This is a genomic window from Pseudomonas sp. LAMO17WK12:I5 (assembly GCF_900215165.1).
In the GTDB taxonomy this organism is placed as follows: domain Bacteria; phylum Pseudomonadota; class Gammaproteobacteria; order Pseudomonadales; family Pseudomonadaceae; genus Aquipseudomonas; species Aquipseudomonas putida_A.
On record NZ_OBDS01000014.1, the window covers coordinates 69,686 to 81,983 of the forward strand.

A 12,298-nucleotide genomic window follows, 5' to 3' on the forward strand; every position below is an offset into this window, starting at 1 on the left:
GCCAAGGCCGGCACCCGCCATTGAAGAGAAGCAGAAAATCCACGGAACGCGCGGCATCGACCCGCAAATTCTCTAGGGGTTTCCCTGATACAGCGCCATCAACAAAGCTGCGAAACAGGCATTTGCAGATCAGCGTCTGTCTGCAGCACAGCGTGGTGCACACAGGCTTGTTTACGCTTCGAGCAGCACCATATGCCCGGTTTTCGGGAGGTTCATCGACGAACAGGTCTCATCCAAAACCACCCGGTCAGAAACTGAATTGTGCAGCACCGCAGATTATTGACGCACGACACTCATATAAGGGAAAAGAGGTGCTAGCATAGAGCCACCAGTCGATCTCAGCATGCGCCCTAACTAGTAGTCAGGATATGACCGAGCCAGAAGACCCCAGCCGTGAGCGCCTCAAGCACCACTTTGCCCAGCGGGTAATTCATCAGGCACGTCAGATTCTTGAGATATGGCAGCGCCTGCAACGCAGTGAGTGGTCCACCGCCGACCTCGCCGAACTGAGCGAGGCCAATCTGCGCCTGCTGCGTTTTGCCGAGCGCTTCGAGCAGCCCGAGCACACGCAACTCGCGCGTCATATCGGCCAGTCGCTGGAAGCGGTGGACGCCAATCGCGGACGCCTGAGCAGCGGTCTGATCACCGATCTCAATCGTTTGATGCAGCGTCTGTCGCGCACCGGTCTGCGCCATGGCGATCAACTCGACCAGACCTTCCTGCCGCCGCTGCGCAAACCGATCTACGTCATGTTGCAGGATCACGACCGCGCCGAGCGGCTGGCCAAGCAGTTGGAGTTTTTCGGCCTGACCGCGCAGGCGCTGGACAGTGTCGCGGCGTTTCGCTCCTCGATGGTTGAGCGCTTGCCCGCCGCGATCGTCATGGACGTGGACTTCAGCGGCGCAGGCGTCGGCCTGCAACTGGCTGCCGAAGCTCAGGTTGGCCTGGAAGAACCGCTGCCGCTGCTGTTTTTCAGCCTGCACGAAACCGACACCCCGACGCGCCTCGCTGCCGTGCGCGCCGGCGGCCAGGAATTTCTCACCGGCACCCTCGAAGCGTCGAGCCTGCTGGAGAAGATCGAAGTCCTGACGTGCGTCGCCCAGTACGAACCTTACAAAGTGCTGATCATCGACGACTCTCGCGCCCAGGCCTTGCACACCGAGCGCCTGCTCAACAGCGCCGGAATCGTCACCCGCACCCTGATCGAACCGATCCAGGCGATGGCCGAACTGGCGGATTTCCAGCCGGACCTGATCATCCTCGACATGTACATGCCGGCCTGCACCGGCACCGAACTGGCCAAGGTCATCCGCCACAACGACCGCTACGTCAGCGTGCCGATCATTTATCTTTCGGCCGAGGACGATCTGGATAAACAGCTCGACGCCATGAGCGAGGGCGGCGACGACTTCCTGACCAAACCGATCAAGCCGCGACATCTGATCACCACCGTGCGCAACCGCGCCGCCCGTGCGCGCAACCTCAAGGCGCGCATGGTCCGCGACAGCCTCACCGGCCTGTACAACCACACGCACATCCTGCAATTGCTCGAAGACTGCTCGTTCCGCGCCCGTCGCGAGAACAAGCCGCTGAGCTTTGCCATGCTCGACATCGACCACTTCAAGCGAGTCAATGACAGTCACGGCCATCCGATGGGCGACCGAGTGATCAAGAGCCTGGCGCTGTTCCTCAAGCAACGCCTGCGCAAGACCGACTTCATCGGCCGGTACGGTGGCGAAGAATTCGCCATCGTCATGCCCGACACGGATATAGAAGCGGCGCACAAAGTGCTCGACGAGATCCGCCAGCGCTTCGCCGAAATCCACTACCCGGCGCAACCGCACGATTTGTGGTGCACCTTCAGCGCCGGCGTGGTGGAAATGCACGAGGATTCCGACAGCCTGATGATGGCTAGCCAGGCCGACGAAGCGCTGTACCGCGCCAAAGGTGCCGGACGCAATCGAGTGCAGACCGCGCGCGACTCAAAGCAAAGTGCCACCTTTTCATCGGAATCCACTGATTCGGTCATAACCTTGTAACAGAACCGCAATAAATTCAGGCGCTTACCATTTCTGCCGTTGGTAGCCGTCATGCGCCTGAAGTTGCTCACCAATCTCAACACTCTGCTGCTGGTCGCCGTTTGCGTGGCCCTCGGCGCGACGCTGTGGTGGTCGCAAAAAGCCCTGGAGCGTCCGTATCTGTTGATGGAGCGCTACCTCGGCCTGTCGCAGCAATTTCAGAATGACGTGGCGCGCAATGTCGAGGACTACCTCGCCAGCGGCGACGCCCTGCGCCTGAGCAGCGCCAGCCAGGCCATCGACGGCCTGCAGAAGGAGCTCGGCGAACTGCCGCCGGCACTGGCCGAGACCCTGCGCCCGAGTCTGTCGAGCCTCGAAGAGTTCAGCAAAACCGACCTGCTCGCCGCCGGCAAACTGGCCGGTGATCCGCAAGCACTGCTGCTGCAAGCCGAACGCGAACTGAGCGCCAGCCTCGATCAACTCAGCACCTACGCCAATGGCAACGCGTCTTACCTGACGCCGCTGCTGGTCGCTTCGCAGCACCTGGGCAAGCTGTCGCTGGCCCGCGACAAACTGGTCAGCAGCGGCCGCAGTGAATTGGCCGCCGACGTCGAGCGCGAAGTCGACAATATCCGCACCCAGGCTCAGGCCATCGACGCCCTGCCCCTGCTCGGCGTGGTCGCCAAGAATGAATCCGGCAGTGATGATTTCGCCGCGATGATGGGCATCGAAAGCACAGAAAAAGCCGCCGCCGAAGACGCCGGGGTCGGCCTCAAGCGCGAACTCAACAGCCTGCTCGGTCGCTACCCGGCGGAGCTGGCACGCACCCGCGAGCAGATTCAGAAACGCACCGACCTGAGCACCGCGACCCACCTGAAGATCGCCGCCGTGCAACAGGCGATCGCCGGGCTTGAGCCGGTGGTACGCGCCCAGCACGGGCAGATTCAGGGCGAAGTGCGCCTGATGCAGGGCGTGATGATCGGCCTGATTCTGTTGATCGCCCTGCTGATCGACACCTTGCAGCGGCGCCTGTCGCGCACTCTGACCAACCTCGCGCCGGCGCTGTCGACCTGGGCCGAAGGCGATTTCAGCAACGACATTCAGTTGGGCAAGACCAACCGCGAACTGCATGACATCGAGGCTTCGCTCAACCGCTTGCGCGCGTATCTGGTGGATCTGGTCGGGACGATTCGCGGCAACGCCGAACAGGTCGCAGGCAGCAGCCGCACCCTGGCCGAGCTGAGCAATGACCTGCACACCGGCGCCGAGCATCAGGCGGGCGACACCGCGCTGATCCGCGATTCGCTGGGTGAGTTGGAAGCGACGATTCAGCAGGTCGCTGGCGATGCACGACAGGCCGCCGATGCCAGTCGCCATGCCGGACTGGCCGTCGAGCACGGACAAACCGTGATCGGCCAGAGCCTCACCGGCCTGCACGCGCTGGTCGGCGAGGTGCAAGGCAACGCGCAGATGATCGAGCATTTGGCCGAAGAGTCGGCGACCATTGGCGGCGTACTGACGGTGATCCGCTCGATCGCCGACCAGACCAACCTGCTGGCGCTGAATGCGGCGATCGAAGCGGCGCGGGCCGGGGAAATGGGCCGTGGTTTTGCGGTGGTGGCCGAAGAAGTGCGCTCACTGGCGCAACGCACGGCGGGCGCCACGGCGGAGATTCAGACGCTGATCGCCGGCCTGCAAACTGCTGCCCGACAATCGGTCGAAGGCATGCGCGCACAGGTCGAACACGCCGAAGCCACGGCCAGTCAGGCACAAGCGGCAGATGGCGCACTGGATAAAATCGTCGGCGCGATCCAGACCATTTCCGACACGGCGATCCGCATCGCCGATATTACCGCTCAGCAAAGCGGCGCGGTCAGCGAGATCCGCGACCATAGCGAGCGGATCCATCAATTGGGCGGGGATAACCTGCTGCGTATCGGCGAAGGTCGCGAACAGGGCGAGAACCTGCTGGTATTGGGCGGGCAACTGCACACCGCCGTGCAGGCATTCCGCGTCTGAAAAATCGCCTTCGCGAGCAAGCCCGCTCCCACATTGGAATGCGTACCCCTGTGGGAGCGGGCTTGCTCGCGAAGGCGGTATTCCTGCCCCCACAAATGACCGGATCAAATCACTCAGTCACAAATTTCGCGCAAACATCGGTCATCGTGCTGGCTATTGCAGAGAACTGGACAGTCACAAAGCCTTTGCGGCATAGTCGCCGGGTTCTGACGACTGCTCATTCATAACAAGGAACACGCAGATGGCGACGCTACTGGTGCTGCACGGCCCCAACCTGAACCTGCTCGGCACCCGCGAACCGGGCACCTATGGGTCAACGACCCTGGCGCAGATCAATCAGGATCTGGAGCGCCGCGCCCGTGAAGCCGGCCATCATCTGCTGCACCTGCAAAGCAATGCCGAGTACGAATTGATCGACCGCATCCACGCCGCTCGCGGTGAGGGTGTCGATTTCATTCTGATCAATCCAGCAGCTTTTACGCACACAAGCGTCGCATTACGTGACGCGCTGCTGGGAGTGAGCATCCCATTCATCGAAGTGCATTTGTCCAACGTGCACAAGCGCGAACCTTTCCGCCATCACTCTTACTTCTCCGATGTAGCGGTGGGAGTGATCTGCGGCCTTGGCGCCAGCGGTTACCGACTGGCCCTGGAGGCCGCACTAGAACAGCTTGAAACACAGGCAACGACTTGAACCACAAGCGTTAAACGCCCCTGACCGACCCTTGGGAGTTGATGATTCATGGATATCCGTAAAGTTAAGAAACTGATCGAATTGCTGGAAGAGTCCGGCATCGACGAGCTCGAGATCAAGGAAGGCGAAGAGTCCGTACGCATCAGCCGTCACAGCAAGACCCCGGCTCAGCAGTACTACGCTCCGGCGCCGATGCAGGCTCCGGCCGCTGCGCCTGCCGCTGCTGCTCCAGTAGCTGCTGCCGCTCCGGCTGCCGCTGCTGCTCCTGCACTGAACGGCACCGTGGCCCGCTCGCCGATGGTAGGCACCTTCTACCGTAAATCTTCGCCAACCTCGCCAGCCTTCGTTGAAGTCGGCCAGACCGTGAAGAAAGGCGACACCCTGTGCATCGTCGAAGCCATGAAGATGATGAACCACATCGAAGCTGAAACCAGCGGTGTGATCGAATCCATCCTCGTCGAAGACGGCCAGCCGGTTGAGTACGACCAACCGCTGTTCACCATCGTTTGAACTGCGGAGAGCCTTTGATGACTGCGAAGTTGGAAAAAGTTCTGATCGCTAACCGCGGTGAGATCGCCCTGCGGATTCTGCGTGCCTGCAAAGAGATGGGCATCAAGACCGTCGCCGTTTACTCCAAGGCCGACAAAGAGCTGATGCACCTGGGTCTGGCAGACGAGTCCGTCTGCATCGGCCCGGCTTCTGCCGCTCAGTCCTACCTGCACATCCCGGCCATCATCGCTGCCGCTGAAGTGACTGGCGCTACCGCCATTCACCCAGGCTACGGTTTCCTCGCGGAAAACGCCGATTTTGCCGAGCAGGTCGAGAATTCCGGCTTCGCCTTCATCGGCCCGAAAGCCGAAACCATTCGCCTGATGGGCGACAAGGTATCGGCCAAGCACGCGATGATCGAAGCAGGCGTGCCTACCGTTCCAGGTTCCGACGGCCCGCTGCCGGAAGACGAAGAAACGGCGCTGCGCATCGGTCGTGAAGTTGGCTACCCGGTGATCATCAAGGCCGCCGGCGGCGGTGGTGGTCGCGGCATGCGCGTGGTGCACAAGGAAGAAGACCTGATCGCCTCGGCGAAACTGACCCGCTCCGAAGCTGGCGCGGCGTTCGGCAACCCGATGGTCTATCTGGAAAAATTCCTGACCAACCCGCGTCACGTCGAAGTTCAGGTACTGTCCGACGGCCAGGGTCACGCCATCCATCTGGGCGACCGCGATTGCTCGCTGCAACGCCGTCACCAGAAGGTTCTCGAAGAAGCGCCGGCACCGGGCATCGACGAGCAGGCGCGTCAGGAAGTTCTGGCTCGCTGCGTCAAGGCGTGCATCGACATCGGCTACCGTGGCGCCGGCACGTTCGAGTTCCTGTACGAGAACGGTCGTTTCTACTTCATCGAAATGAACACCCGTGTTCAGGTGGAGCACCCGGTTTCGGAAATGGTCACCGGTATCGACATCGTCAAGGAGATGCTCAGCATCGCCGCTGGCAACAAGCTGTCGTTCACGCAGGATGACGTGGTAATCCGCGGTCACTCGCTGGAGTGCCGGATCAACGCTGAAGACCCGAAAACCTTCATGCCGAGCCCGGGCACCGTCAAGCATTTCCACGCACCAGGCGGTAACGGCGTTCGCGTCGATTCGCACCTGTACAGCGGTTATGCAGTTCCGCCGAACTACGACTCGCTGATCGGCAAGCTGATCACTTACGGCGCCACCCGCGACGAAGCCATGGCGCGCATGCGTAATGCCCTGGACGAGATCGTGGTTGACGGGATCAAGACCAACATCCCGCTGCACCGTGAACTGACCCGCGACGAAGGCTTCTGCAAAGGGGGCGTGAACATTCACTACCTCGAGCACAAGCTGGCAGGCGAGAAGCACTAAGCTTCAAGTCCGCACAGACAAGGCCGCCTTCGGGCGGCTTTGTTGTTTCTGCAGCTTTCAAATCCCCCGTGGGTGCAATGCAGCTCCCACAAACCCTGCGCGCTCGCGTAAACTTGCGCGCTTCTCGCTGGCCGCTAGGCTGCAATCATATTTTTTCAAAGGTGCCCGCCATGCCTTGGCTGCAAGTACGTCTCGCCATCAGCCCGGAACAAGCCGAAACCTACGAAGACGCTTTCCTTGAAGTCGGCGCCGTTTCGGTGACCTTCATGGACGCCGAAGATCAGCCGATCTTCGAGCCGGAACTCAACACCACCCCACTGTGGGCGCACACGCACCTGCTGGCCCTGTTTGAGGGCGGCACCGAGCCTGCGCCGGTGCTCGCGCATCTGGAACTGCTGACCGGCAGTCCGCTGCCCGAGCATCACAGCGAAGTCATCGAAGACCAGGATTGGGAACGCAGCTGGATGGACGGCTTCCAGCCAATGCGTTTCGGTCAGCGCCTGTGGATCGTGCCGAGCTGGCACGCCGCGCCCGAGCCTGACGCGGTCAATCTGTTGCTGGATCCGGGCCTGGCGTTCGGCACCGGCACCCACCCGACCACCGCCCTGTGCCTGGAATGGCTCGACGGTCAGGACCTGAAAGACTGCAACGTCCTGGACTTCGGCTGCGGCTCGGGAATTCTGGCGATCGCCGCCCTGCTGCTCGGCGCGAAAGAAGCCGTCGGCACCGACATCGACGTGCAGGCGCTGGAAGCCTCGCGCGACAACGCCGGGCGCAACAATATTGCCGACGAGCTGTTCCCGCTGTACCTGCCGGAAGATTTGCCGCAGGTCAAAGCCGACGTGCTGGTGGCCAACATTCTGGCCGGCCCGCTGGTTTCCCTGGCGCCGCAGCTGTCCGGCCTGGTGAAAACCGGCGGTCGTCTGGCACTGTCAGGCATCCTCGCCGAACAAGGTGAAGAAGTCGCTGCCGCCTATGCGCAGGACTTTGATCTGGACCCGATCGCCAATCGCGATGGCTGGGTGCGTATCACCGGCCGTCGGCGCTAGAATGACCGCCTGCATAAACCGGATCGCCGCATGACCGACAGCTTCGTCACCCAGTGCCCGCATTGCCAAACCAGCTTCCGCGTCAGCCATGCTCAGTTGAGCGTGGCCCGCGGGGTGGTTCGCTGTGGCTCCTGCCTGCAAGTGTTCAACGCCGCCAAACAGCTGCTGGAACAACACGCCGGCAAGGAAGCGGTCACTCCGGTGGCGCCGTCCATTGTCCAGCCTGCACCGTCTCAGGCAGTGGTCAGCGAGCCGCCGCCAGTGGTCGAAGCCCCCGTCAATGACGAACCGCCCGCGCCGCGCGCCCTCAGCCAAAAGCAATGGAGCGCCAGCGAGCTGGACCTGGACAGCCTCGATCTGGACGAAGAACTCGCCCGCCTCGAACAACGGGAAATCCAGCCGACCACCGAATTCGGTCGTCAGCGCGAAGAGTCCCTGAGCGCCCGGCGCGACAGTCCTGAAGCCGATGAAACGGAGTGGCGCGACAGCCTGTTCAGCGCACGCGACGATGAACGTCTGCCCGAGCCCGAAGATGACGTCGAGCCAGATGCCGTCGAACCGGAACCGGTAAACACCGCGCGCACCGAGCCTTCCCTGTCGCTGGAGCCGGTGGATCTGGACGATGAACCGCCGATCCCGCAACTGCGCCTGCACGACCCGATCGACCCGAATGCCCGTCGTGAACGCCTGTCGGCCAACGTCGAGCCGGACGATGACGACTTGCCATCGGTCGAACCGCTGCGCAAAAAACGTCAACGCGCCGAAGTGTTGCAGGACCTGACCGACGACCCGCTGCAACTGGACTGGCAGAAACGCCGTTCGCCCTGGGGCCGGCGTCTGCTCTGGGGTTTGCTGGTGCTGCTAGCTGCCGCCGGTCTGGCCGGCCAGTACATTGCCTATCACTTCGATGAACTGGCGCGGCAGGATCAGTACCGCCCATGGTTTCAGCAGTTCTGCCCGCAGATCGGCTGCACGGTGCCGTCCAAGGTCGACATCGGCAAAATCAAAAGCAGCAATCTGGTGGTGCGCAGCCATCCGGAATTCAGCGGGGCGCTGGTGGTGGATGCGATCATCTACAACCGCGCGACGTTCTCCCAGCCATTTCCGTTGCTGGAGCTACGCTTCGCTGACCTCAACGGTCATCTGATCGCCAGTCGTCGCTTCAAACCCGGCGAATACCTCAACGGCGACCTTGAGGGCATGGCGGAAATGCCGCCGCAAACCCCAATCCACATCGCGCTGGATATTCTCGATCCAGGCCCCAAAGCGGTGAATTACAGCCTGAGTTTCCACTCGCCCGAGTGAATCGCTTCATCGCTTCAGGTTTGACGGCAGTTTTCTGACTTCGCCCGCGCTTACCAAACCGCTGGTAATAACAGAATAACTGTTCAGATTTTGTTCAATTCAGCCTTTATCCAGTCATCGAGAGCGGGTATCATGCCAACCCTTTTTCGAACTCTCATGATCCGGCCCCACTTCAGGGAAGTCCTATGTCGGCGGTACGCATCGGCCCATATACATTGCAGAACGGTTTGATTCTCGCCCCGATGGCGGGCGTCACCGACCAGCCCTTTCGTCAGCTGTGCAAGCGTTTGGGCGCAGGGCTTGTAGTCTCGGAAATGGTCACCAGTGACATGAGCCTGTGGAATACCCGCAAGTCGCGCATGCGCATGATCCACGAAGGCGATCCCGAGCCACGCTCGGTGCAGATTGCCGGTGGCGATGCGCAGATGCTGGCGGACGCGGCACGGGCCAACGTCGAACTGGGCGCACAGATTATTGATATCAACATGGGTTGCCCGGCAAAGAAGGTCTGCAACAAGGCCGCCGGTTCCGCGTTATTGAAAGACGAAGCACTGGTGACCGAGATCCTGCAGGCCGTCGTCGCTGCAGTGGATGTGCCGGTGACCCTGAAGATCCGCACCGGATGGGATCGCGACAACAAGAACGGCCTGACTGTGGCGAAGATCGCCGAGCAGGCCGGGATCACCGCGCTGGCCGTGCATGGCCGCACGCGCGCCGATCTGTACACCGGCGAAGCCGAGTACGACACGATTGCCGCGATCAAGCAGGCGGTGTCGATCCCGGTGTTTGCCAATGGCGATATCGATTCGCCGGAAAAGGCCCGTTACGTGCTTGACGCGACCGGTGCCGATGGCCTGCTGATAGGCCGGGCTGCCCAGGGGCGGCCATGGATTTTTCGCGAGATCGAACACTTCCTGCGTACCGGCGAGAAATTGCCGGCGCCGGAGCTGAGCGAAGTGGAACGCATCCTGCTGGAGCATCTGGCCGCACTTCACGCCTTCTATGGGGATGTGATGGGCGTCCGTATTGCCCGCAAGCATGTGGGCTGGTATCTCGCAACCTTGCCGGGCGCCAGGGAGTTTCGCGCCCACTTCAATCGTTTGGATGGTACGGAAACACAATGCGCCAACGTTCGGGAGTTCTTCGCCGAGCGTTACAAGAGCCTGACAGGGGACGAAGAAGGGGTGGCCGCATGACGATGATGACCGAGACTTTAGTGAGTGGAACAGCACCCGTGAGCGACAACGTGAATTTGAAACAGCACCTCAATACCCCGAGCGAAGAAGGTCAGACCCTTCGCGGGAGTGTCGAGAAGGCGCTGCACAATTATTTCGCCCACCTTGAGGGCGCGTCCGTCACGGATGTGTACAACCTGGTGCTCTCCGAAGTCGAGGCTCCCCTGCTCGAAAGCGTGATGAACTACGTCAAGGGCAACCAGACCAAGGCTAGCGAGCTGCTCGGACTCAACCGCGGCACGCTGCGCAAGAAACTCAAGCAGTACGATCTGCTGTAAGCATTCAATCAAACCAGAAAGGCGCCCGCGTAAAACCGGTCGCCTTTTTTGCTGACTTCCTTTGCTTTTGATGGAAATTGAGATGACCGACCAGACTACCCGCCTGCCGATCCGCCGCGCCTTGATCAGCGTTTCCGACAAGACCGGGATCCTCGAATTCGCCAAGGAGCTTGAAGCCCTCGGCGTCGAGATCCTCTCCACCGGCGGGACGTTCAAGCTGCTGCGCGACAACGGTGTTGCCGCAGTGGAAGTCGCGGATTACACCGGTTTCGCGGAAATGATGGACGGTCGGGTGAAAACCCTGCACCCGAAAATCCACGGCGGGATCCTCGGTCGTCGCGGTATCGACGATGCAATCATGAACGAGCACGGCATCAAGCCGATCGACCTGGTTGCGGTCAACCTGTACCCGTTCGAAGCCACCATCAACAAGCCCGGCTGCGACCTGCCGACTGCGATCGAGAACATCGACATCGGTGGCCCGACCATGGTTCGTTCGGCAGCGAAAAACCATAAAGACGTGGCGATCGTGGTGAATGCCAGCGATTACGCCAACGTTCTGCAAAACCTCAAGGCCGGTGGCCTGACCTACGCTCAGCGTTTCGACCTGATGCTCAAGGCCTTCGAACACACCGCCGCCTACGACGGCATGATCGCCAACTACATGGGCACCGTGAATCAGGCTGCCGACGTGCTGAGCACCGAAGGCCGCAGCGAATTCCCGCGCACCTTCAACAGCCAGTTCATCAAGGCTCAGGAAATGCGCTACGGCGAGAACCCGCACCAGAGCGCGGCGTTCTACGTGGAAGCCAAGCCTGCTGAAGTCGGCATCGCCACCGCGACCCAACTGCAAGGCAAAGAGCTGTCGTACAACAACGTGGCCGACACCGACGCCGCGCTGGAATGCGTGAAGAGCTTCGTCAAGCCGGCCTGCGTGATCGTCAAGCACGCCAACCCGTGCGGCGTGGCCGTGAGCCCGGACGCCGAGGGCGGCATCCGTCAGGCCTACGAATTGGCCTACGCCACCGACACCGAGTCGGCCTTCGGCGGCATCATCGCCTTCAACCGTGAACTGGATGCCGAGACCGCCAAGGCGATCGTCGAGCGTCAGTTCGTGGAAGTGATCATTGCTCCAAGCGTCAGCGCAGAAGCCCGTGCTGTTGTGGCGGCCAAAGCCAACGTGCGCCTGCTGGCCTGCGGCGAGTGGTCGGCGGATCGCGCTGCGGCCTGGGACTACAAGCGCGTCAACGGTGGCCTGCTGGTGCAGAGCCGCGACATCGGCATGATCGGCGCCGACGACCTGAAAGTGGTGACCAAGCGTGCACCGACCGAACAGGAAATCAACGACCTGATCTTCGCCTGGAAAGTCGCCAAGTACGTTAAATCCAACGCCATCGTCTACGCCAAAAACCGTCAGACCATCGGTGTCGGCGCCGGCCAGATGAGCCGCGTAAACTCCGCACGTATCGCTGCGATCAAGGCTGAGCACGCCGGTCTGCAAGTGGCCGGTTCGGTGATGGCCTCGGACGCGTTCTTCCCGTTCCGCGACGGTCTGGACAACGCAGCCAAGGTCGGTATCACTGCGGTGATCCAGCCAGGCGGCTCGATGCGTGACGCTGAAGTGATTGCCGCTGCTGATGAAGCCGGCATCGCCATGGTGTTCACCGGCATGCGCCACTTCCGTCACTGATACAACTCGATCCAAATGTGGGAGCGGGCTTGCTCGCGAATGCAATCTGTCAGCAACAGCCGTTTTGCCTGACACACCGCTTTCGCGAGCAAGCCCGCTCCCACATAAAGCGCTCCAGCAGCGC

The 12,298-nt window shown here is 61.4% G+C and carries 10 protein-coding genes; all 10 read left to right on the forward strand.

Features of this window, described 5'->3' with window-relative positions:
• Positions 1 to 368 precede the first annotated feature (368 nt).
• Entirely contained in the window at positions 369 to 2,039 is a 1,671-nt protein-coding gene (gene gcbA / locus CRO59_RS23575) for a diguanylate cyclase GcbA (protein WP_027613596.1), read from the forward strand.
• A 954-nt stretch (positions 2,040 to 2,993) separates the two neighbouring features.
• Positions 2,994 to 4,037, forward strand: coding sequence for a methyl-accepting chemotaxis protein (locus CRO59_RS29325; protein ID WP_371917840.1), 1,044 nt, complete (start codon positions 2,994 to 2,996; stop codon positions 4,035 to 4,037).
• A gap of 241 nt (positions 4,038 to 4,278) precedes the next feature.
• Positions 4,279 to 4,731: a type II 3-dehydroquinate dehydratase gene (aroQ, locus tag CRO59_RS23585; protein ID WP_025111759.1), complete on the forward strand. Its 453-nt coding sequence runs from the start codon at positions 4,279 to 4,281 to the stop codon at positions 4,729 to 4,731.
• Positions 4,732 to 4,779: 48 nt separating this feature from the next.
• Positions 4,780 to 5,241, forward strand: coding sequence for an acetyl-CoA carboxylase biotin carboxyl carrier protein (gene accB, locus CRO59_RS23590; RefSeq protein ID WP_027613594.1), 462 nt, complete (start codon positions 4,780 to 4,782; stop codon positions 5,239 to 5,241).
• A 17-nt stretch (positions 5,242 to 5,258) separates the two neighbouring features.
• Positions 5,259 to 6,617, forward strand: coding sequence for an acetyl-CoA carboxylase biotin carboxylase subunit (accC, locus tag CRO59_RS23595; RefSeq protein WP_027613593.1), 1,359 nt, complete (start codon positions 5,259 to 5,261; stop codon positions 6,615 to 6,617).
• 170 nt (positions 6,618 to 6,787) lie between these two features.
• Positions 6,788 to 7,666 (forward strand): 50S ribosomal protein L11 methyltransferase, encoded by an 879-nt coding sequence (prmA, locus tag CRO59_RS23600; protein WP_027613592.1) that lies wholly within the window; start codon positions 6,788 to 6,790, stop codon positions 7,664 to 7,666.
• A 30-nt stretch (positions 7,667 to 7,696) separates the two neighbouring features.
• Positions 7,697 to 8,971, forward strand: coding sequence for a DUF3426 domain-containing protein (locus tag CRO59_RS23605; RefSeq protein ID WP_097089910.1), 1,275 nt, complete (start codon positions 7,697 to 7,699; stop codon positions 8,969 to 8,971).
• Between the two features lie 185 nt (positions 8,972 to 9,156).
• On the forward strand, positions 9,157 to 10,167 hold the full coding sequence (gene dusB, locus CRO59_RS23610; protein ID WP_007961945.1) for a tRNA dihydrouridine synthase DusB: 1,011 nt from the start codon (positions 9,157 to 9,159) through the stop codon (positions 10,165 to 10,167).
• Positions 10,164 to 10,484 (forward strand): DNA-binding transcriptional regulator Fis, encoded by a 321-nt coding sequence (gene fis / locus CRO59_RS23615; protein ID WP_003221275.1) that lies wholly within the window; start codon positions 10,164 to 10,166, stop codon positions 10,482 to 10,484. Before dusB ends, fis begins: the two co-directional genes overlap by 4 nt.
• Before the next feature lie 82 nt (positions 10,485 to 10,566).
• A complete protein-coding gene (purH, locus tag CRO59_RS23620) occupies positions 10,567 to 12,174 on the forward strand; it encodes a bifunctional phosphoribosylaminoimidazolecarboxamide formyltransferase/IMP cyclohydrolase (RefSeq protein ID WP_097089909.1) in 1,608 nt (535 codons plus the stop codon).
• Positions 12,175 to 12,298 lie beyond the last annotated feature (124 nt).

What these genes read in the sequence shown, in the direction of transcription:
- gcbA (WP_027613596.1), top strand. Translation starts at nt 369, where the DNA reads ATGACCGAGCCAGAAGACCCCAGCCGTGAGCGCCTCAAGCACCACTTT.
- CRO59_RS29325 (WP_371917840.1), top strand. Translation starts at nt 2,994, where the DNA reads ATGATCGGCCTGATTCTGTTGATCGCCCTGCTGATCGACACCTTGCAG.
- aroQ (WP_025111759.1), top strand. Translation starts at nt 4,279, where the DNA reads ATGGCGACGCTACTGGTGCTGCACGGCCCCAACCTGAACCTGCTCGGC.
- accB (WP_027613594.1), top strand. Translation starts at nt 4,780, where the DNA reads ATGGATATCCGTAAAGTTAAGAAACTGATCGAATTGCTGGAAGAGTCC.
- accC (WP_027613593.1), top strand. Translation starts at nt 5,259, where the DNA reads ATGACTGCGAAGTTGGAAAAAGTTCTGATCGCTAACCGCGGTGAGATC.
- prmA (WP_027613592.1), top strand. Translation starts at nt 6,788, where the DNA reads ATGCCTTGGCTGCAAGTACGTCTCGCCATCAGCCCGGAACAAGCCGAA.
- CRO59_RS23605 (WP_097089910.1), top strand. Translation starts at nt 7,697, where the DNA reads ATGACCGACAGCTTCGTCACCCAGTGCCCGCATTGCCAAACCAGCTTC.
- dusB (WP_007961945.1), top strand. Translation starts at nt 9,157, where the DNA reads ATGTCGGCGGTACGCATCGGCCCATATACATTGCAGAACGGTTTGATT.
- fis (WP_003221275.1), top strand. Translation starts at nt 10,164, where the DNA reads ATGACGATGATGACCGAGACTTTAGTGAGTGGAACAGCACCCGTGAGC.
- purH (WP_097089909.1), top strand. Translation starts at nt 10,567, where the DNA reads ATGACCGACCAGACTACCCGCCTGCCGATCCGCCGCGCCTTGATCAGC.